Origin of the sequence: Mangrovibacter plantisponsor (assembly GCF_003182475.1) — a bacterium.
In the GTDB taxonomy this organism is placed as follows: Bacteria; Pseudomonadota; Gammaproteobacteria; order Enterobacterales; family Enterobacteriaceae; genus Mangrovibacter; species Mangrovibacter plantisponsor.
In genome coordinates this window covers 1-20,587 of record NZ_QGTS01000020.1, presented here as the reverse complement: position 1 = coordinate 20,587, position 20,587 = coordinate 1, and the positions used below count along the sequence as shown (strand labels likewise).

Sequence of the window (20,587 nt, the reverse complement as noted above, 5' to 3'; positions counted from 1 at the left end):
AACTGATGGTGCCGGGGTTCAATGACAGCAATAGAAAGCCGGGTAACCCCGGCTTTTTACTTTTGAAGCAGAGTGTTCCATTCATCAAGATTAGTACAGGGCTTTACCTGAACTGTCTTTTACATTGGCTTTCCATGCAGCACGAATCTGTTCAGTAACGCTTGCAGGCAGTGGAGCGTAATCCAGGTTACCAGCGATAGCGTTGCCATTTTTGTAAGCCCAGTCAAAGAACTTCAGCACTTCGGCACCTTTCTCTGCATTTTCCTGCTTTTTGTAGACCAGGATAAAAGTAGTAGAAGAGATTGGCCATGCATCTGCACCTTTCTGATAAGTCAGGTCCTGAGCAAAGGTTTTACTCCAGTCGGCTTCTTTTGCGCTGTTACTGAAGCTTTTTTGGGTCGGCTCGATTGCTTTACCGTCAGCATCAAACAACTTAGTCCAGGTCAGGTTGTTCTGTTTTGCGTAGGCATATTCAACATAACCAATAGAACCCGGCAGACGCTGTACGAATGCAGCCACGCCATCGTTCCCTTTGCCGCCCAGGCCAGTTGGCCATTTAACGGTGGTGCCTTTACCTACCTGGCTTGCCCAGTCCGGGCTTACTTTGGACAGGTAGCTGGTGAAGACGAAAGAGGTGCCTGAACCGTCTGCACGGCGAACCACATTAATGTTGGTATCCGGCAATTTGGCATTCGGGTTCAGCTTAGTGATTGCCGGGTCATTCCATTTTTTGATTTTACCCAGGTAGATATCACCCAGTGTTTTGCCATCCAGAGTCAGTTCACCTGATTTAATACCCGGGATATTAACGGCCAGAACCACGCCACCAATCACGGTCGGGAACTGGAATAAGCCATTTTTTTCCAGATCAGCATCGCTCATTGGCGCATCAGATGCACCAAAATCGACGGTTTTTGCAATGATTTGTTTGATACCACCTGAAGAACCAATTCCCTGGTAGTTTACCTGAGAACCTGTTTTCTGCTGATATTCTGCAGCCCATTTTGCATAAACCGGCGCTGGGAACGTACCACCGGCACCTGTCAGGTTAGTGGCTGCAAATGCAGTTGTGGTGGACAGAGTCAGAGCGGCGATTACAAGACGGGCTGAAGAGCTAAGCATTGCCATAATTTCTCCCGGAAAAGGTTAGATCAAAAATAATTTTTTAATCGCTGTGTTTTCAGTACCCGGGAAGAATAAGGCGAATTTGTGACAGTTTTGTGTCATTCGTGAACAATTTTCAGAATTTGTTCGGGAAATCCGTAGGGATGTTTGGTTGATCAAACAAAAAGGCACGCTCTGGAGCGTGCCTCAATGTGTGATGAAATACAGTAAAATTAACGAGTACCGTATACCACAATGGTTTTACCGTGAGCAGAAATCAGGTTTTGATCTTCCAGCATTTTTAAAATGCGGCCCACAGTTTCACGGGAACAGCCAACAATTTGGCCAATTTCCTGACGGGTAATTTTGATTTGCATGCCATCTGGGTGAGTCATTGCATCCGGTTGTTTCGCCAGGTTAAGCAAAGTCTGTGCAATTCGGCCGGTTACATCAAGGAATGCCAGGTTCCCTACTTTTTCAGAAGTGACCTGTAAACGACGTGCCATCTGGGATGAAAGGCGCATCAGAATGTCCGGGTTTACCTGGATCAACTGGCGAAATTTTTTGTATGAAATTTCGGCTACTTCACAGGCTGTTTTTGCACGAACCCAGGCGCTACGCTCCTGGCCTTCTTCAAACAGCCCCAGTTCGCCAATAAAATCGCCTTGATTAAGATAAGAAAGGATCATCTCCTTGCCTTCTTCATCCTTGATAAGCACGGCCACAGAGCCTTTTACGATGTAATACAGCGTTTCTGCTTTCTCGCCCTGATGGATCAGGGTGCTCTTGGATGGATACTTATGAATGTGGCAATGTGACAAGAACCATTCGAGAGTCGGGTCTGTTTGGGGTTTGCCAAGCACCATGCGCGGTTATCCTCTATTATAAACTTGCTCAAAGACAGGGTAGGGCCCTGTTGGCGTTACAACATTAAATCGCCCCATTCCTGAAGCGAGCCATGAGTCGTTTGGTCTGTAATCGCTTTTTCCTCTGTAACAGGTATGACGTCACTGTCAGTCTGTTACATCTTGTTTGTTTTAGCACAGGTTTCCTGAAGTGTCTTCTATTGTCTCGTTTCAGCATGACCTGTGTCGCCTTCCATTGCCTGTTTTGTTAATGCCGCGTAATCTGTTGCGATAACACTTTAGTTGGGAGTAATGAGTATGCAGGCGCGAGTTAAATGGGTTGAAGGTTTAACATTTTTGGGTGAATCCGCCTCAGGCCACCAGATCCTGATGGATGGTAACTCCGGTGATAAAGCGCCAAGTCCAATGGAAATGGTGCTAATGGCTGCCGGTGGATGCAGTGCCATTGATGTTGTCTCTATTTTACAAAAAGGCCGCCATAATGTGACTGATTGTGAGGTCAAACTGACATCTGAACGCCGGGAAGAAGCACCGCGTTTGTTTACCACTATCAATTTGCACTTCATCGTTACAGGGAAAGATCTGAAAGATAATGCCGTGGCTCGCGCGGTGGGTTTGTCTGCAGAAAAATATTGCTCTGTTGCGTTAATGCTTGGCAAAGCAGCCACCATCACACACTCATGGGAAGTGGTTGAAGGCTAAGTTTTCATGGCGGGGGCTGTACTTTGCAGCGCCCGCCCGTTCGTTATCCGTATCAGGCTCCCGCGATTTTTTTCCCTTCAGCCAGGCGTTTGACCAGTGGCGTCATGATTAACTCCATCGCCAGGCCCATCTTCCCACCCGGGACAACTAACGTATTGATATGAGAAATAAATGACCCTTGCAGCATTGCCAAAAGCCATGGGAAATCGATATCTTCCAGCCCGCGGAAATGAATAACGACAAAACTTTCATCCAGAGAAGGAATCGCTTTGGCTGCAAAGGGGTTGGATGTATCCACGGTCGGCACTCGCTGGAAGTTAAGGTGAGTACGTGAAAACTGGGGTGTAATGTAATTGATGTAATCTTCCATTGAGCGCACCACTGAATCCATCACGGCTTCCCGGGAATGGCCGCGTTCACTTGTGTCCCTTACCAGCTTTTGAATCCACTCGAGGTTAACGATAGGTACCACGCCGACCAGGAGATCAACGTGTTGAGCGACATCACACTCCTGAGTTACCACGCCGCCGTGCAGCCCTTCATAAAACAATACATCTGTGGGTTCAGGCAGCGGTTGCCAGGGGGTAAAGGTACCAGGCACCTGATTCCAGGGAACGGCTTCATCGTAAGTGTGCAGATATTTGCGAGACTGGCCGTTACCCTGCTCGCCGTATTGCCTGAATGTGCGCTCCAGCAAGGCAAAGTCGTTGGCATCTGGCCCGAAATAACTGATATGGCGGCCAAGGTCGCGGGCTTTACGTATTGCCATATCCATTTCTGGGCGGGTATAGCGGTGAAAGCTGTCACCTTCAACTTCGGCAGCCCGCAGATTAAGCTGATTAAATATTTTACGAAAGGCAATGCTGGTTGTCGTGGTACCGGCTCCACTGGAACCGGTAACCGCAATAACAGGGTGCTTGGCTGACATAAACAACCACTCCATCAGTAAGAGGCAATGTGAAACGCACAGTACTGCAGGTTAAAGCAGTATAGTGGTGGATGCCAATACTGTGTGTGACGCCTGTGAATCAGCCCTTAAATTGGGTGCGGGGCATGATATTCACCGTTTCATGCAATTCAGACCAGACCAGAACAGCATCACCCTGTTTCAGTTGCCGTTTTACATCCGCCACTTTTTGAGCAAGTGAGCGCTCCTGCGCGCCATAATCGGTACCTTCACGTAATACAAAGGACTCAATCAGGTTATCAAGCGTATCGGGTGCTATCTGTTGCCAGGGAATGATCATTTTAATTACTTAGATAACGGGTTAACCAACTGGGGATGCGCTTTTCAAGCCACATTTCCGGGCGAGCGACGCTACCACCGATAAACCCGACATGACCACCATGATCGGTGAGTTGGTATTCAATATTTGACGGAAGTAGAGTGCTGTCTGGTATGACATGATGATCCATAAAGGGATCATCCTTTGCGTGAATAATCAGTGTATTTACCGCGATATTCGGCAGATGGGGCATGGCGCTACACTGGCGATAGTAATCCAGTGCGTCGTCAAAACCGTGAATACGGGAAGTAATTAAATCATCAAATTCTCTGATTCGTTTTACTTTGCGTAACCGGGGTAAATCGACAGGGAGTGAACCCGGGTACACAGCCAGTTTCCGGCTGGCATTCGCTTTCAGTAAGTTCAACAGGTAGCGTTGATAAATACGAGAAAAACCCCGCTCCATATGGTAACAACACTGCTCCAGCATAAAGGGGGCAGAGACAATAACTGCTGCATCCAGTGTGCACTGGTTACCTTGTTCTGCCAGCAGGCAGGCCAGCATGTTTCCGCCCAGTGAGTAACCCACCGCTGCTGTGGGTGCTGAACCATAACGCAGGTTCAGCCAGTTAAGAAAGTAACTGGCATCACCAGTGTCACCGGAGTGATAAATCCGCTTTTGGCGATTGGGTGTTCCGCTACAGCCACGAAAATGCATTACGACACCCAACCAGCCCTGTGCTTGCGCTGCTTCTATCATACCGTGGGCATAGGGGCTGTACAGGCTGCCCTCAAGGCCATGAAATACCACCAGCCGGGGTTTATGCAGAGCCTGTTGTGGGTCTTCACTCCATGCAAGATCGACGAAATCGTCGTCCGGAAGCTCCAGCCGCTGCCAAAAAGGGTTGAAGTGCAGGCGCCGGCGAATGAGACGGGGCAGCATCGTTTGTAAATGCGGGTTAGAAAGCCCAGGCATAGGGTGAAAATCCCTCTGACTGTTGTTTTCTTCACTGGCATCGACGGGGGTAATCTGGGTCATAGTTGTAAAACAGGTATCAATTCATTATCGCGCTAATTACTGGCTACTATACCGTGAGTCATGCGTCACGTTTATGTATTTCACGGCATTGATGTAAAAATAACCAACTCATGTTCAATCTGCCAGCAGATTGCGCGAAAACAAGTGAACCGGGATGTTGGGTTTACGCCGCCACAACCGCGCTTTTCGGGCCCCGGTGGCAACACTTTGCCCGGTATCTTCAAACATTCCTGACGCTTCAAAGCGGCGGATCAGGCTTTTACGCTGCACTGGTTGCCCAAGAATGGCTTCGGTGGCTTCCTGTAACTGCGTTTGGGTAAATGTTTCTGGCAGGCAATAGACTGGTAACAGGGAGTACATCGTTTTTTGCCGCAGGCGCTGCAAGGCCGCGGCAATGATTGCGGCGTGGTCAAAAGCCAGTGCTTTGCTTTCCAGATTTGCTACCGGACACCACTGAACATCACTTACTGTTGCAATATGTGGCTGGCAGGCCTCCCAGGCGATGAGTGCAAACCAGGTTGCGGTGATGCTCCAGCCCCTTGGGTCACGGTTCGGCCCGGAGAAGGTTTCCAGTTGTTCCAGCCACGAAGGAGAAATGCCTGTTTTTTCTGCCAGTTTGCGCGCAGCTGTTGCTTGTGTGGAATCATCTTTGTGCAAATCAATAAAACCGCCAGGCAGCCCCCACAGCCCCAGAAAAGGGTGCTGATTACGTTTCACCAGCAATACACAGAGTTGTTTTTCATGCAGAGTGAATAGCACGCTGTCTACCGTGACGATAGGCGAGGGGAAACGACTGGCGTCATAATTTTTCAGGTACTGCTCTTCGCTCTCCACCTTCACTCCTGGCAATAATAACTGTCTCAAAGTCACATTTTACATGGTGCTGCTGTGGAGTGGGTATGTTTTTTTTCTTATATTAATCAATGTATTAATTATTAATTGTGTCATAGGGACAATTTTTGCTTGCAATAAAATGTCTTTAGGACAATATTATAACTGTCTTAGGGACATTAATTGGAGGCGGTTATGAATATGACACTGAGTATTTGGCTTGATAACCAGGAGGTTATGGTTGAAACCGGGCGTTTCCCGGACGGTGCTGTTTGGGCAAAAACGCGTACTGAGTTACCTGGTTTTGCTGACAAAATGGTAGTCCGGGCGACAGGGCTTGCCACTATGGATGACTGGATGTTGCTGGCTCAGTCTGTTGATGCTATCCGCCATCAGTGTGATATCCGCTTTAGCCACTTACAACTGGCCTGGCTGGCGTGTGCCCGGCAGGACAGGTATATGCAACCCGGAGACAGCTTCGCGTTACGTATTTTTGCTGACGCACTGAACAGCCTTAACTTTGATAAGATTTTCGTTATTGACCCGCATAGTGAAGCTGCAGCAGCGGCAGTGCGCAACATGGTCATTATTCCGCAGGAAACTGCCTTACTGGCCCATGAGGCGTTGCGCTCGCAATTGAAGTCTGGCGCATTAATGCTGGTGGCACCTGATGCCGGCGCGCTGAAAAAGATCCATGCCGTTGCCGCCGCCGCCGGAGCAAAAGATTTCGCCATCATGACTAAAAACAGAGATGTGGCGACTGGTGCATTAACCGGGTTTGCACTGGCGAGTGGCGATGTGGCAGGGAAGGACCTGCTGATTGCCGATGACCTGTGTGATGCCGGGGGAACTTTTATTGGGTCTGCCCAGGTGTTGTTAGCGGCAGGAGCTCGTTCCGTTAGTTTGTATGTGACGCACGGTATTTTTTCTAAAGGGGTGGAAAACCTGCTTAGCCAGGGTATTCACCACATTTATACCACCACTTCATTTTCTGCACAGGCTCCGGCTGATTCACGCCTTTCTGTTGTGGATGTTGACACGTTATTTGTGGCTTAAGGAGATACGGACATGATGATTAACCCTATTCTGGCAATTGATGGCTATAAAGTTTCACACCGTGAGCAATACCCTGAAGGCACAACGCGTGTTTACTCGAATTTTACACCCCGCAGCGACCGTTTTTTCCGTTCGCCAGTCGCGGACAACAAGCTGGTCTTTTTTGGCCTGCAGGGCTTTATAAAATGGTTCCTGATAGACATGTTTAACAGCCAGTTTTTCGCACAGCCGGAAGAGCAGGTGGTTAGTGAATACAAAATGCTGATGGACAGTTACCTGGGAAAAGATGCTGTTGATGTTGAACATATTCGGGCATTGCACCGTTTAGGTTATTTGCCCTTGCACATTAAAGGGCTGGACGAAGGCGATAAAATCCCGATGAAAGTGCCGGTATTAACAATTACCAACACCCGGGATGAATTTTTCTGGCTGGTGAATTACCTGGAAACGGTGCTCTCGGCTGAACTGTGGAAAGCATCAACAAACGCTACTATTGCGCACCACTACCACAAAATATGCGCAGCCTGGGCAGAACAAACCTGTGATGACTTTGCTCACCTGGATTTTCAGTGCCATGACTTCTCTTTCCGGGGGATGGCGGGTATGCAGGATGTTGCCCAGGCGGGGTGTGGGCATTTGCTGAGTTTTAAAGGGACTGACAGTATTCCGGCAGTTGTGTATGCCCGCCAGTATTATACCGGCAATGATGCTGATTACTTTATTGCAGGCAGTATTCCGGCAACAGAACACAGTGTGATGTGCATGGGTGAAAAAGATCATGAAATTGCTACATTTCGCCGCCTGATTTGTGATTTGTACCCGCAAGGGTTTGTGTCCATCGTATCGGACACCTGGGATTACTGGCAGGTGCTGACAACTTATACCCGAGAACTTAAAGCCGCCATTATGGCACGGGAAGGCCGAGTGGTTTTCCGCCCGGACAGTGGTGATCCGGTAGAAATTTTATGTGGTACAGGTGCTGATGACGACCAAAGCGCCACGCGTACTCCCCAGGAAAAAGGTTCTGTCGAAGTGTTGTGGGAAATCTTTGGCGGCACGGTGAACAGCAAAGGTTACAAAGTGCTCGATTCCCATGTCGGCCTGATTTATGGCGATTCAATTACCCTCGAGCGGGCCAATGAAATTTTACGCCGCCTTGCAGCAAAAGGTTTTGCCAGCTCCTGTGTTGTTTTTGGCGTTGGTTCATACACCTACCAGTACAACACGCGTGATACATTCGGCTTCGCGATGAAAGCCACCTGGGGGGCGGTAAACGGAACGGGTCGCATGATCTTTAAAGAGCCGAAAACAGACAGCGGCCTGAAACGCTCAGCAAGAGGGCTGTTGAAAGTGGTGCGTAATGAACAAGGCGAGTTATGCCTTTTTGATGAGCAAACCCCAGCACAGGAAGGTGAAGGGGAACTGAAAACCCGCTTTCTGGATGGTAAACAGTATAATGTTGAACACCTTGAGGTACTGCGCCAGCGCCTTGCAGCTCAGCAATAAGGCAGTGGTGAATACAAGGCCATCACCCGCTCTTTCCTGAGAACAGTGCACATGAGGTTATACTCATGTGCACGTTTTTTTAGGTCACTCTTGCCCGCCAGATAGCATATTTTCGAGTTGTTCCTGCGTATCCAGCCAGGCCATTTCACTCTCTTCCAGTGCGGCTTTCGCTTGTGCCTGTTGTTGCAGGCAGTCAGTGAGGTCCGCTTTACGGCTAATATCATAGATAGCGGTATCTGAAAGCCGGGTTTCCAGGTCACTCAGTTTGCTGTTGAGTTTTTCCATCTCTTTTTCCAGCCGTTCGAGTGTTTTACGTAAAGGTTGGGTTTGAGTACGGAGTTCTGCTTCACGCCGTTTCTGATCTTTACGCGCCTGGGCACTGTTCTGGTTATCTTTAACCGTTTCCTTCAGGTTGTTTTCTTGCCTTTCCTGTTTGTGCTGGTCCAGCGACCATTGCTGGTAATCATCCAGATCCCCATCAAATGGCTCAACGCTGCCATCGTGTACCAGATACAGGTCATCGGTGGTAGTACGCAGTAAGTGGCGGTCATGGGAAACAACGACCAGTGCGCCCTCAAAGTCAATCAGGGCCTCAGTCAGCGCCTGGCGCATATCCAAATCCAGGTGGTTGGTTGGTTCATCGAGCAGCAACAGGTTAGGACGCTGCCAGACAATTAACGCGAGCACTAAGCGCGCTTTTTCCCCACCAGAGAAACGCAGTGTTGGCTCATTAACCTTATCACCCTGGAAACCAAAACCGCCCAGGTAATCACGCAACGGTTGTTCAAGCACGCCGGGAGCCATTCGCGCCAGGTGTTGTAACGGAGATTCATCTGCGCGCAAGTATTCCAGTTGGTGCTGGGCGAAGTAACCAAGCTTAATGCCTTTCGCCAGGCCAATTTCACCTTGCTGTGGTTCCAAATCACCAGCAAGTAATTTAATCAGTGTCGATTTCCCGGCGCCATTTCGGCCCAGTAAACCAATACGGGAACCCGGAACCAGGTTGAGTTTGATTGAACGCAGAATGGTCTTATTACCATAACCCGCGCTGACATGTTCCATTTTCAGTAATGGCGTTGGCAGGCTTTCGGGTTCGCGAAACTCGAAATGAAATGGGTTATCAACGTGCGCCGGAGCGATTAACTCCATGCGTTCCAGCATCTTGATGCGGCTCTGAGCCTGTTTTGCCTTAGTAGCCTTAGCGCGAAAACGCTCAATATAGCTTTGCAGATGCGCCACACGCAGTTGCTGGCTTTCATATTGCGCCTGCTGCTGGGCGAGACGAGTGGCACGTTGTACTTCAAATGAGGAATAGTTACCGGTGTACTCGAACAACGCTTGTTGTTCAATGTGCAGGATCTTGTCAACAACCGGGTCGAGAAAATCCCGGTCATGGGAAATAAGAATTAGTGTGCCGGTATAGCTTTTTAGCCAACGTTCCAGCCAGACAACCGCTTCCAGGTCCAGGTGGTTGGTGGGTTCATCAAGCAGCAGTAAATCTGATCGGCAAATTAGTGCCTGAGCCAGATTCAGGCGCATGCGCCAGCCACCAGAAAAATCGCTCACTGGTAGTTCAAGCTGCTCATTGGTGAAGCCCAGACCGTGCAATAAGCTTGCTGCGCGTGCGCGAATGGTCCAGGCATCAATGGCATCCAGTTTCCCGTGTACGGTGGCAATGGCATGGCCGTCATCAGCTTCATTAGCGTTTTTTAACGCCTCTTCAAGCTGGCGGTACTCGCGGTCGCCATCAATGACATACTCAATGGCGGGTTCCGGGAGTGCTGGTGTTTCCTGGTTAACCCAGGCCATAGCCCAGTTACCAGGCCAGGTCACGCTACCTGCATCGGCACTGATTTCACTTTTCAGCAGTGATAACAGCGTGGATTTCCCGCAACCATTTTTTCCCACAAGCCCAACTTTCTGCCCGGGGTTGATAGTAGCAGTAGCATTGTCCAGCAGCACGCGGGTGCCGCGGCGAATTTGTAGTGAAGAGAAAACAATCATAGCGCGCCGTATGTTTAGACTATGTTAATTTGTCATTATAATCAGGTAACCTGGGCCGGTATTTGGCCAACCGCGCTGCATGTTAGCCCAAAACAGCACTCAACACGATCCCCGGAGGGTAATGATGTCGCAGCCACCCAAGGTTTTGCTGTTGTACGCCCATCCTGAATTTCACAGTTCGGTGGCGAACAGGGTCCTGCTGGAAGGCGTTTTTCAACTGCCTAACGTGACCGTTCATGACCTTTATGCCCACTATCCTGATTTTTTTATTGATATCCAGCATGAGCAGGCCCTTTTACGTGAGCATGACATCATTGTCTTTCAACATCCTTTGTACACTTACAGTTGCCCGGCCTTACTCAAAGAGTGGTTGGATCGCGTGTTAAGCCGTGGGTTTGCCAGTGGACAGGGGGGAAATGCACTGGTGGGGAAATACTGGCGCAGTGTGATTACTACTGGTGAGCCGGAAGGTGCGTTCCGGTACGATGGGTTGAACCGTTACCCTCTGAGTGAGATTTTGCGCCCGTTTGAATTAACCGCTGCTTTGTGCCGGATGCACTGGTTAAACCCCTTTGTCATCTACTGGGCCCGACGGTTACCCGCTGATGAACTTGCCAGCCATGCCCGGGCGTATGTCGAATGGTTGTCTTCGCCGTTTCACCAGGGAGGAATTTGATGCATCAACCCGATCTCCTTGTTGCCGGAGTGGTGTTCCTTCTGGCGGCGGTAGTCGCTGTGCCACTTGCCGCCCGCCTTGGTATTGGTGCGGTACTGGGGTACCTGTTAGCAGGGGTCACTATTGGCCCCTGGGGGCTGGGGATGATTAGCGATGTCGATGAGATATTGCACTTCTCAGAACTTGGTGTGGTTTTCCTGATGTTTTTGGTAGGGCTTGAATTAAACCCCGCACAACTCTGGCGGTTACGGCGTTCCATCTTCGGTGCCGGAACCTTGCAGGTGGTGATTAGTGCAGTGATCCTGGGTGGCTTGTTGATGCTAAGCCGCTTTTCTTTGCCCGCAGCTGTTATCGGTGGCATCGGGCTTGCTATGTCATCAACAGCAATGGCGTTGCAGTTGATGCGCGAAAAAGGCATGAAACGCAGCGAGGGAGGGCAACTGGGTTTCTCGGTTTTACTCTTTCAGGATATGGCGGTTATTCCGGCGCTGGCGCTGGTTCCTTTACTGGCTGGCAGTGAAGGGCAGGCGCCTGACTGGTTCAAATTCGGCATTAAGGTGGTGGCGTTTGCTGGCATGTTGGTGGGCGGGCGTTATTTACTTCGCCCGGTCTTTCGCATTATTGCCGCATCGGGTGTTCGCGAAGTGTTTACTGCTGCAGCGTTGCTACTTGTTCTTGGCGCTGCATTGTTTATGGACCTTCTGGGCGCCTCTATGGCACTGGGGACTTTCATTGCGGGAATACTGCTGGCGGAAAGTGAATACCGCCATGAGCTCGAAAGTGCCATTGAACCCTTCAAAGGGTTGCTGTTAGGGCTGTTTTTTATTTCGGTTGGCATGGTGCTTAACCTGGGTGTGCTTTATACCCACTGGTTATGGATATTGGTCAGTGTGGCACTTCTGGTCAGCATCAAAATGGCTGTGCTGTATGCGTTGGCTCACTGGCGAGGTTTGCGTTCTTCCGAGCGGGCTCAGTTTGCGGGCGTGTTAAGCCAGGGGGGCGAGTTTGCTTTTGTCCTGTTTTCTGCGGCGTCAGCACAGCATATTTTTGCTGGCAATCAGATGGCCTTGTTATTGGTGACGGTCACACTTTCCATGATGACTACACCACTACTAATGCGGGTGATTGATAATGTGCTGGTGCGCCGTTTTAACCAGCCCGTAACTGACAGTGATGAGCACCCCTGGGTTGAAGACGACCATCCTCAGGTCATTATTGTTGGTTTTGGCCGGTTTGGGCAGGTTATCGGGCGCTTATTGATGGCGAATAAGATGCGTATCACTGTTCTGGAACGTGATATCAGCGCTGTTAATATCATGCGGAAATATGATTATAAGGTGTATTACGGTGATGCGACGGATGCAGAGTTGTTACGTGCTGCAGGGGCTGAAAATGCACAGTCTATTGTTATTACCTGCAATGAGCCGGAGGACACGATGAAAATCGTGCACCTGTGCCAGAAACATTTTCCACATTTAGCTATCCTGGCGCGGGCGCGGGGGCGCGTTGAGGCTCATGAGCTATTACAGGCTGGAGTCACGCAATTTTCCCGCGAAACATTTTCCAGTGCGCTGGAGTTGGGTAAAAAAGCGCTGATCTCGCTGGGAATGCATCCTCATCAGGCTTTGCGAGCGCAATTACATTTTCGTCGCCTGGATATGCGTATGTTACGTGAGTTGATGCCTGTGCATACCGATACTGCGCAAATCTCGCGGGTGAAAGAAGCGCGCAGGGAACTGGAAGAGATATTTCAGCGTGAATTACAACGAGAGCGTCATCAGTTGGATGGCTGGGACGAATTTGAATAACAAGGTGAGTAATGGCGGTACGTAAACGTTTTATTGCGGGTGCGGTGTGCCCGCAGTGCCAGGCGCAAGATTCACTGGCTATGTGGCGCGAAAATAATGTCGATATTGTTGCCTGCGTGAAATGTGGTCACCAGATGCGTGAGGCCGATAAACAGGCGCGTGAGCAATTGCGTGAACACGAGCAAGTCATAGGGATTTTTCATCCGGACTAGCGATACGCGTCAGCTTTCTTTAAGCTATTGGGTACACCGGCGTGAATTTCAGCTACAATTCGCGCCAGTTTTTTCCCCACGTTCAGGAGATATCATGAAAGTAGCAAAAGACCTGGTGGTCAGCCTGGCCTATCAGGTACGTACAGAAGACGGTGTGTTAGTTGATGAGTCTCCGGTAAGCGCGCCGCTTGACTATCTGCACGGTCATGGGTCGCTGATCTCTGGCCTGGAAAATGCGCTGGACGGCCATGAAGTGGGTGATCGCTTTGATGTCAGCGTTGGCGCAAACGACGCTTACGGTCAGTATGATGAAAATCTGGTACAGCGCGTACCGAAAGATGTTTTCATGGGTGTTGATGAACTTGAAGTTGGGATGCGTTTCCTGGCTGAAACCGATCAGGGCCCGGTACCGGTTGAAATCACTGCTGTGGAAGATGACCACGTTGTGGTTGACGGTAACCATATGCTGGCTGGCCAGAATTTGAAATTCAATGTGGAAGTTGTCGCTGTGCGTGAAGCAACGGCAGAAGAACTGGCTCACGGTCACGTTCATGGCGCTCATGATCACCATCATGATCACGACCATGACCACGAAGGTTGCTGTGGTGGTCATGGCCATGACCACGAACATGGCAAAGGTGGTTGTGGTAACGGCGGGTGTGGTTGCCACTAATCCACATAGCAGCAAAAAAGGGCGCAGTGGCGCCCTTTTTTAATACTGGTTTCTGCGATTTCTGTTAATAGTGTGGCGGCGGTGTTTCTTCCGCCTGTGATGCCAGCATTGAAGGCTGGCTTGCCTTCAGTTTTTCCACCAGTAAACGAATGTGCTCACGCAACCTGGCAAGTTCCAGTTCATGGCTGGAAACAGCCTGGTTAAGAGCCTCAATAGTGAATTCCTGAAATGCCAGCCGGCTTTCTAACTCCTCCAGGCGTTTTTCTGTCTCTGTGCTTTGCATACGGTTCTCCCGGAATTTGAGCCCGCTCAGGGCAATATGCGGGGGATTGTACTTGAATTATGGCGCAAATACCGCCTGTCCTGGTTATGACATTAATTTACACAAAAATAAGTCAGAATTTGGCGCAATAACCGCGTTAGAGATTGTGCTGCTTTCTTTCCCGACGTTATAGTACGTCGCTCTGTTAGTTTAATTTCTTAACCCTGGGGTGTGACGCCCTGCCCGGAGATAATGGATGAAATCACTGTTTAAAGCCACGCTGCTGGCAACCACCATGGCGATGGCACTGAATACACCTCTGGTATCTGCAGCAACGACCTCTGCGGAACAAGGGGCTGCGGCAAAAGCAGACCAGAGTGCTGCAAAATTCAAAGATGACGACCAGCAGGCAGCATATGCGCTGGGTGCATCTCTGGGCCGCTACATGGATAACTCCCTTAAAGAGCAGGAAAAACTGGGTATTAAGCTGGATAAAGCGCAACTGATTGCCGGGGTACAGGATGCATTCGCTGATAAGAGCAAACTGTCCGATCAGGAAATCGAAGAAACGCTGAAAGGGTTTGAAACCCGTGTGAAAACTGCCGCTCAGGCAAAAATGGAAAAAGACGCGAAAGAAAATGAAGACAAAGGTACTGCATACCGTACGGCTTTCGCAAAAGAGAAAGGGGTTAAAACCACTAAGTCTGGCCTGATGTACCTGGTTGAGAAAGCAGGCTCAGGTGAAGCGCCGAAAGATACGGACACCGTGGTTGTTAACTACAAAGGTACACTGATTGACGGGAAAGAGTTCGACAACTCTTATACTCGTGGTGAACCGCTTTCTTTCCGCCTGGATGGCGTAATCCCTGGCTGGACAGAAGGGCTGAAGCACATCAAGAAAGGCGGCAAAATTAAACTGGTTATTCCGCCAGACCTGGCTTATGGCAAAACAGGCGTTCCGGGGATCCCGGCAAATTCTACACTGGTGTTTGATGTCGAATTGCTGGATATCAAGCCTGCACCGAAGAATGATGACAAGGCTGCAGACGCCAAAGCAGACGATGCCAGCGCAGCAGCAAGCAAGTAATCAGGCAATTAATCAGGCAATATTGAAACCGTCGCCACGCAGGCGGCGGTTTTTCATTGGAACCAGGATATAATAAAAACTGGCACAGGCGTGCTGCGCTGTATTACTTTATGGGCTTGCGCAATGTATTAAGAATGAGTCTGCCCTACGATAATAATGACCATCATCGCGACAGACTCCGTGGAAAAGGTGGTGTTTCTTCATGTCCAACTCGCTTCTAACCAACGAAACCAGTGAGCTTGATTTACTGGATCAACGTCCTTTTGAGCAGACAGATCTTGATATCCTTAAGTCATATGAGGCTGTTGTTGACGGGTTGGCAATGCTCATCGGTTCCCACTGCGAAATTGTTCTGCATTCTCTTCAGGATTTGAAGTGCTCAGCAGTGCGTATTGCCAATGGCGAACATACCGGGCGTAAAATTGGCTCACCAATTACAGATTTAGCTCTGCGTATGTTGCATGACATGACAGGTGCAGATAGTAGCGTCTCTCGCTGCTACTTTACGCGGGCGAAAAGCGGTGTGCTGATGAAGTCGGTCACGATTGCGATTCGTAATCGGGAACATCGTGTTATTGGGTTGTTGTGCATCAACATGAACCTGGATGTTCCGTTCTCCCAGATAATGAGCACTTTTGTGCCGCCGGAGACGCAAGAAGAATCGTCTTCTGTTAATTTTGCATCTTCAGTTGAAGATCTGGTAATGCAAACACTTGAATTCACGATTGAAGAAGTCAATGCAGACCGTTCAGTTTCGAACAATGCCAAGAACCGGCAAATCGTTCTTAATCTGTATGAAAAAGGGATTTTCGACATCAAAGATGCCATCAATCAGGTGGCAGACCGCCTGAATATTTCTAAACATACCGTCTATTTATATATTCGCCAGTTTAAGAGTGGCGACTTTCAGACTCAGGACAGGTAATGCGTTTTGCTTTAATGGTTACTGGACCCGCTTATGGCACGCAACAGGCAACGACAGCCTGGTGTTTTGCTAATGCGCTACTGGATTCAGGGCATGTACTGGACAGCGTCTTTTTTTATCGGGAAGGCATACTGAACGGTAACCAACTGGTGTCTCCAGCTTCAGATGAATTCGATTTGGTGCGGGCGTGGCAGAAAATGGCTTTGCAACAGGGCGTTGCTCTCAATATTTGTGTCGCCGCGGCATTACGGCGTGGTGTGGTTGATGAGCCAGAGGCCATTCGCCTTGGTCTGGGCTGCCATAATTTACTCGACGGTTTTCAGTTGAGTGGCCTGGGGGCGTTAGCTGAAGCGGCATTAACCTGTGACCGCGTGGTGCAGTTCTGATGAAGCGTATTGCTTTTGTGTTTACCCAGCCACCACATGGTTCTTCTGCCGGGCGAGAAGGGCTTGATGCATTGCTGGCAACCTCTGCAGTCAGTGATGACCCGGGGGTGTTCTTCATGGGGGATGGTGTTCTGCAATTACTGGCAGGGCAACAGCCAGGAGTCATTTATTCGCGTGACTACATTTCAACATTTAAGGTGTTACCGCTCTATGACATCACATCTTGTTGGGTGTGCAGTGATTCGTTAAAGGCCCGCGGGCTTACACCACAGGGTGTAGAATTGATACTGCCAGCCGCAATTGAGCCTGCTGATGTATTACGCACCCACCTTGAACAGTACGATGTTGTGCTGACTTTCTGAGACATTATGCTGCATACACTCTTTCATTCACCGGGCCAAATCGACCTGCCATTGCTAAAACGCAACCTTCGGGAAGGCGATGCTCTTCTGCTGTTGCAGGATGGCGTCTACGCAGCCATAGAAGGCAGTGCGGCTTTTGCAGAGTTGCAAACTTGCCCCGCCTCTTTCTATGTGCTCGAAGATGACGTGCAGGCTCGCGGAATTTCTGGTCAAATATCAACCAGTATTGCCAGGGTTAGCTATAATGATTTTGTCATACTGGCAGTGAAACATAAGAATCAGATGGCCTGGTAATAACATAGTGACTGTATAATTCTTGACACCCTTTCTGCCGGGCCCTAAAATTCTGCGTCCTCATATTGTATGAGGCCGTTTTATTACGTGTTTACGAAGCAAAAGTTAAAACCAGGAGCTATTTAATGGCAACAGTTAACCAGCTGGTACGCAAACCACGTGCACGCAAAGTTGTTAAAAGCAACGTGCCTGCACTGGAAGCTTGCCCGCAAAAACGTGGTGTATGTACTCGCGTATATACCACCACTCCGAAAAAACCGAACTCCGCACTGCGTAAAGTATGCCGTGTTCGTCTGACTAACGGTTTCGAAGTGACTTCCTACATCGGTGGTGAAGGTCACAACCTGCAGGAACACTCCGTGATCCTGATTCGTGGTGGTCGTGTTAAAGACCTCCCGGGTGTTCGTTACCACACCGTACGTGGTGCGCTTGACTGCTCCGGCGTTAAAGACCGTAAGCAAGCTCGTTCCAAATACGGCGTTAAACGTCCTAAGGCTTAATGGATCTCCGTTAAGTAAGGCCAAACGTTTTATTTTAATGTCAAACTAAACTCGTAGAGTTTTGGACAATCCTGAATTAACAACGGAGTATTTCCATGCCACGTCGTCGCGTCATTGGTCAGCGTAAAATTCTGCCAGATCCGAAGTTCGGATCAGAACTGCTGGCTAAATTTGTAAATATCCTGATGGTAGATGGTAAAAAATCTACTGCAGAAACTATCGTATACAGCGCGCTGGAGACCCTGGCTCAGCGCTCTGGTAAAACTGAACTGGAAGCTTTCGAAGTAGCCCTCGAAAACGTGCGCCCGACTGTCGAAGTTAAGTCTCGCCGCGTTGGTGGTTCTACTTATCAGGTACCAGTTGAAGTTCGCCCGGTTCGTCGTAATGCTCTGGCAATGCGTTGGATCGTTGAAGCTGCTCGTAAACGCGGTGATAAATCCATGGCTTTGCGTCTTGCAAACGAACTGTCTGATGCTGCAGAAAACAAAGGTACTGCAGTGAAAAAACGTGAAGACGTTCATCGCATGGCTGAAGCCAACAAGGCGTTCGCTCACTACCGCTGGTAATCCCGCGTTAGTGTTAGTTCCAGGTGGGCGATATAACTTTATTGTTGCGCCCACTCTGGGTAACTTAACTTGAACGTCCCAGGATATAGAGGAATCAAATGGCTCGTACAACACCCATTGCACGTTACCGTAACATTGGTATCAGTGCACACATCGACGCCGGTAAAACTACCACTACCGAACGTATTCTGTTCTACACCGGTGTAAACCACAAAATCGGTGAAGTTCATGACGGCGCCGCTACTATGGACTGGATGGCGCAGGAGCAGGAACGTGGTATCACCATCACTTCCGCTGCTACTACCGCGTTCTGGTCTGGTATGGCGAAGCAGTATGAACCGCACCGTATCAACATCATCGACACCCCAGGGCACGTTGACTTCACTATCGAAGTAGAACGTTCCATGCGTGTTCTTGACGGTGCGGTAATGGTTTACTGCGCAGTTGGTGGTGTTCAGCCGCAGTCTGAAACCGTTTGGCGTCAGGCTAACAAATATAAAGTTCCGCGTATCGCGTTCGTTAACAAAATGGACCGTATGGGTGCGAACTATCTGAAAGTTGTTGATCAGATTAAAACCCGTCTGGGTGCTAACCCTGTTCCGTTGCAGCTGGCTATTGGTGCTGAAGAAGCATTCACCGGTGTTGTTGACCTGGTGAAAATGAAAGCTATCAACTGGAATGAAGCAGACCAGGGCGTAACCTTCACCTATGAAGATATCCCGGCAGACATGCAGGACCTGGCTGACGAATGGCACCAGAACCTGCTGGAATCCGCAGCTGAAGCATCTGAAGAGCTGATGGAAAAATACCTGGGTGGTGAAGATCTGACTGAAGAAGAGATTAAAGGCGCTCTTCGTCAGCGTGTTCTGAGCAACGAAATTATCCTGGTTACCTGTGGTTCTGCATTTAAGAACAAAGGTGTTCAGGCAATGCTGGATGCGGTAGTTGATTACCTGCCGTCTCCGACTGACGTACCGGCAATCAACGGTATGCTGGATGACGGTAAAGATACTCCGGCAGAGCGTCACGCAAGTGATGACGAGCCGTTCTCTGCTCTGGCATTTAAAATCGCTACCGACCCGTTTGTTGGTAACCTGACGTTCTTCCGCGTGTACTCTGGTGTGGTTAACTCTGGTGACACCGTACTGAACTCCGTGAAAGCTGCACGTGAACGTTTCGGCCGTATCGTTCAGATGCACGCCAACAAACGTGAAGAAATCAAAGAAGTACGTGCAGGTGACATTGCTGCGGCAATCGGCCTGAAAGACGTAATCACTGGTGACACCCTGTGTGATCCGGATAATGCAATTATCCTGGAACGTATGGAGTTCCCAGAACCGGTTATTTCTATCGCTGTAGAACCGAAAACCAAAGCTGACCAGGAAAAAATGGGTCTGGCTCTGGGCCGTCTGGCGAAAGAAGACCCGTCTTTCCGCGTATGGACAGATGAAGAATCTAACCAGACTATCATTGCTGGTATGGGTGAGTTGCACCTCGATATCATCGTTGACCGTATGAAACGTGAATTCAACGTTGAAGCAAATGTGGGTAAACCGCAGGTTGCTTACCGTGAAGCGATTCGCGAGACCGTTAAAGATATCGAAGGTAAACACGCCAAACAGTCCGGTGGTCGTGGTCAGTATGGTCACGTTGTCATCGACCTGTACCCGCTGGAACCAGGCTCTAACCCGAAAGGTTATGAGTTCGTCAACGACATCAAGGGTGGTGTAATTCCTGGCGAATACATCCCTGCCGTTGATAAAGGTATTCAGGAACAGCTGAAGTCTGGTCCTCTGGCTGGTTACCCGGTAGTGGATATCGGTGTGCGTCTGCACTTCGGTTCTTACCACGACGTTGACTCCTCCGAGCTGGCGTTTAAACTGGCGGCATCTCTGGCCTTTAAAGATGGCTTTAAGAAAGCAAAACCTGTTCTGCTTGAGCCTATCATGAAGGTTGAAGTTGAATCGCCTGAAGAGAACACTGGTGACGTTATCGGTGACTTGAGCCGCCGCCGTGGTGTGCTGCGTGGTCAGGAATCTAACGCGACTGGCGTTATCATTCATGCTGAAGTTCCGCTGTCTGAAATGTTTGGATACGCAACTCAGCTGCGTTCTCTGACCAAAGGTCGTGCTTCATACTCTATGGAGTTCCTGAAGTACGATGATGCGCCGAACAACGTCGCTCAGGCCGTAATCGAAGCCCGTGGTAAATAAGCCTCAGGGTTAACACAAAGTCCAGCGCTCCTTCTGCGGGAGGAGCGCAATAGTAAGGAATATAGCCGTGTCTAAAGAAAAATTTGAACGTACAAAACCGCACGTCAACGTCGGTACTATCGGTCACGTTGACCATGGTAAAACAACCCTGACTGCTGCAATCACTACCGTTCTGGCAAAAACCTACGGTGGTTCCGCTCGCGCATTCGACCAGATCGATAACGCACCGGAAGAAAAAGCACGTGGTATCACCATCAACACTTCTCACGTTGAATACGATACCCCGACC

Annotated in this window: 24 protein-coding genes; 16 read left to right on the top strand and 8 right to left on the bottom strand. The window is 49.5% G+C overall.

The annotated features are described in order from the left end of the window. Positions 1-90: 90 nt before the first annotated feature. Positions 91-1,128: a phosphate ABC transporter substrate-binding protein PstS gene (gene pstS, locus DES37_RS22760; protein ID WP_036111133.1), complete on the bottom strand. Its 1,038-nt coding sequence runs from the start codon at positions 1,126-1,128 to the stop codon at positions 91-93. Between the two features lie 209 nt (positions 1,129-1,337). Continuing rightward, positions 1,338-1,970 (bottom strand): cAMP-activated global transcriptional regulator CRP, encoded by a 633-nt coding sequence (gene crp, locus DES37_RS22755; RefSeq protein ID WP_000242758.1) that lies wholly within the window; start codon positions 1,968-1,970, stop codon positions 1,338-1,340. A 297-nt stretch (positions 1,971-2,267) separates the two neighbouring features. On the opposite strand from crp, the gene DES37_RS22750 reads away from it, so the two are divergent. After that, positions 2,268-2,672 (top strand): OsmC family protein, encoded by a 405-nt coding sequence (locus DES37_RS22750; RefSeq protein ID WP_110027979.1) that lies wholly within the window; start codon positions 2,268-2,270, stop codon positions 2,670-2,672. A gap of 52 nt (positions 2,673-2,724) precedes the next feature. On the opposite strand, the gene DES37_RS22745 is transcribed toward DES37_RS22750, so the two are convergent. The 4 genes from DES37_RS22745 to DES37_RS22730 form a co-directional block, all read right to left on the bottom strand. Further along, on the bottom strand, positions 2,725-3,600 hold the full coding sequence (locus DES37_RS22745) for a phosphoribulokinase (protein ID WP_036111124.1): 876 nt from the start codon (positions 3,598-3,600) through the stop codon (positions 2,725-2,727). Positions 3,601-3,700: 100 nt separating this feature from the next. Then, positions 3,701-3,919 (bottom strand): YheU family protein, encoded by a 219-nt coding sequence (locus tag DES37_RS22740; RefSeq protein WP_036111121.1) that lies wholly within the window; start codon positions 3,917-3,919, stop codon positions 3,701-3,703. Between the two features lies 1 nt (position 3,920). Next, positions 3,921-4,937: a hydrolase gene (locus DES37_RS22735; protein ID WP_036111118.1), complete on the bottom strand. Its 1,017-nt coding sequence runs from the start codon at positions 4,935-4,937 to the stop codon at positions 3,921-3,923. A 114-nt stretch (positions 4,938-5,051) separates the two neighbouring features. Next, positions 5,052-5,771, bottom strand: coding sequence for an NUDIX hydrolase (locus DES37_RS22730; RefSeq protein ID WP_036111117.1), 720 nt, complete (start codon positions 5,769-5,771; stop codon positions 5,052-5,054). Between the two features lie 192 nt (positions 5,772-5,963). On the opposite strand from DES37_RS22730, the gene prs reads away from it, so the two are divergent. Then, entirely contained in the window at positions 5,964-6,824 is an 861-nt protein-coding gene (prs, locus tag DES37_RS22725) for a ribose-phosphate diphosphokinase (protein ID WP_110027978.1), read from the top strand. Between the two features lie 12 nt (positions 6,825-6,836). Beyond that, on the top strand, positions 6,837-8,330 hold the full coding sequence (locus DES37_RS22720; protein ID WP_110027977.1) for a nicotinate phosphoribosyltransferase: 1,494 nt from the start codon (positions 6,837-6,839) through the stop codon (positions 8,328-8,330). Positions 8,331-8,414: 84 nt separating this feature from the next. Here the strand turns inward: DES37_RS22720 and DES37_RS22715 are convergent, their stop codons facing one another. Further along, positions 8,415-10,334 carry an ABC transporter ATP-binding protein gene (locus DES37_RS22715; RefSeq protein ID WP_110027976.1) on the bottom strand — a complete coding sequence of 640 codons (1,920 nt, stop codon included), beginning with the start codon at positions 10,332-10,334 and terminating at the stop codon, positions 8,415-8,417. A 121-nt stretch (positions 10,335-10,455) separates the two neighbouring features. Between DES37_RS22715 and kefG the strand changes: the two genes are divergently transcribed. The 4 genes from kefG (at position 10,456) to slyD (ending at position 13,703) form a co-directional block, all read left to right on the top strand. Then, entirely contained in the window at positions 10,456-11,010 is a 555-nt protein-coding gene (kefG, locus tag DES37_RS22710; RefSeq protein ID WP_110027975.1) for a glutathione-regulated potassium-efflux system ancillary protein KefG, read from the top strand. Beyond that, the gene (gene kefB, locus DES37_RS22705; RefSeq protein ID WP_110027974.1) at positions 11,010-12,818 is read left to right on the top strand and encodes a glutathione-regulated potassium-efflux system protein KefB; all 1,809 of its coding nucleotides are present in this window, start codon (positions 11,010-11,012) and stop codon (positions 12,816-12,818) included. The genes kefG and kefB overlap by 1 nt, the downstream gene beginning before the upstream one ends. An 11-nt stretch (positions 12,819-12,829) precedes the next feature. After that, positions 12,830-13,030 carry a YheV family putative zinc ribbon protein gene (locus DES37_RS22700; RefSeq protein WP_036111098.1) on the top strand — a complete coding sequence of 67 codons (201 nt, stop codon included), beginning with the start codon at positions 12,830-12,832 and terminating at the stop codon, positions 13,028-13,030. Between the two features lie 94 nt (positions 13,031-13,124). After that, a complete protein-coding gene (gene slyD / locus DES37_RS22695) occupies positions 13,125-13,703 on the top strand; it encodes a peptidylprolyl isomerase (RefSeq protein WP_036111095.1) in 579 nt (192 codons plus the stop codon). A 64-nt stretch (positions 13,704-13,767) separates the two neighbouring features. Here slyD and DES37_RS22690 read toward each other — a convergent pair whose 3' ends face one another. After that, positions 13,768-13,986 carry a SlyX family protein gene (locus DES37_RS22690; RefSeq protein WP_036111092.1) on the bottom strand — a complete coding sequence of 73 codons (219 nt, stop codon included), beginning with the start codon at positions 13,984-13,986 and terminating at the stop codon, positions 13,768-13,770. A gap of 235 nt (positions 13,987-14,221) precedes the next feature. Here DES37_RS22690 and fkpA point away from each other — a divergent pair, with 235 nt between their 5' ends. From fkpA to DES37_RS22645, 9 genes are all read left to right on the top strand, one after another. Next, positions 14,222-15,052: an FKBP-type peptidyl-prolyl cis-trans isomerase gene (gene fkpA / locus DES37_RS22685; protein WP_036111089.1), complete on the top strand. Its 831-nt coding sequence runs from the start codon at positions 14,222-14,224 to the stop codon at positions 15,050-15,052. A 202-nt stretch (positions 15,053-15,254) separates the two neighbouring features. Further along, positions 15,255-15,977 carry a helix-turn-helix transcriptional regulator gene (locus DES37_RS22680; RefSeq protein WP_036111085.1) on the top strand — a complete coding sequence of 241 codons (723 nt, stop codon included), beginning with the start codon at positions 15,255-15,257 and terminating at the stop codon, positions 15,975-15,977. Next, complete coding sequence (gene tusD, locus DES37_RS22675; RefSeq protein WP_036111082.1) at positions 15,977-16,363, top strand: sulfurtransferase complex subunit TusD; 387 nt, start codon at positions 15,977-15,979, stop codon at positions 16,361-16,363. The genes DES37_RS22680 and tusD overlap by 1 nt, the downstream gene beginning before the upstream one ends. Next, the gene (gene tusC / locus DES37_RS22670; RefSeq protein WP_110027973.1) at positions 16,363-16,725 is read left to right on the top strand and encodes a sulfurtransferase complex subunit TusC; all 363 of its coding nucleotides are present in this window, start codon (positions 16,363-16,365) and stop codon (positions 16,723-16,725) included. Before tusD ends, tusC begins: the two co-directional genes overlap by 1 nt. A 6-nt stretch (positions 16,726-16,731) precedes the next feature. Continuing rightward, positions 16,732-17,019, top strand: coding sequence for a sulfurtransferase complex subunit TusB (gene tusB / locus DES37_RS22665; protein ID WP_110027972.1), 288 nt, complete (start codon positions 16,732-16,734; stop codon positions 17,017-17,019). A gap of 125 nt (positions 17,020-17,144) precedes the next feature. Then, positions 17,145-17,519, top strand: a complete 375-nt coding sequence (gene rpsL / locus DES37_RS22660; protein ID WP_025238215.1) for a 30S ribosomal protein S12 — start codon at positions 17,145-17,147, stop codon at positions 17,517-17,519. Between the two features lie 95 nt (positions 17,520-17,614). Beyond that, positions 17,615-18,085, top strand: a complete 471-nt coding sequence (rpsG, locus tag DES37_RS22655) for a 30S ribosomal protein S7 (protein WP_036111072.1) — start codon at positions 17,615-17,617, stop codon at positions 18,083-18,085. A gap of 98 nt (positions 18,086-18,183) precedes the next feature. Then, positions 18,184-20,298, top strand: a complete 2,115-nt coding sequence (fusA, locus tag DES37_RS22650) for an elongation factor G (protein WP_110027971.1) — start codon at positions 18,184-18,186, stop codon at positions 20,296-20,298. A 67-nt stretch (positions 20,299-20,365) separates the two neighbouring features. Next, positions 20,366-20,587, top strand: a 222-nt coding sequence (locus DES37_RS22645; RefSeq protein ID WP_227502482.1) for a GTP-binding protein, incomplete at its 3' end; no start/stop codon positions are given.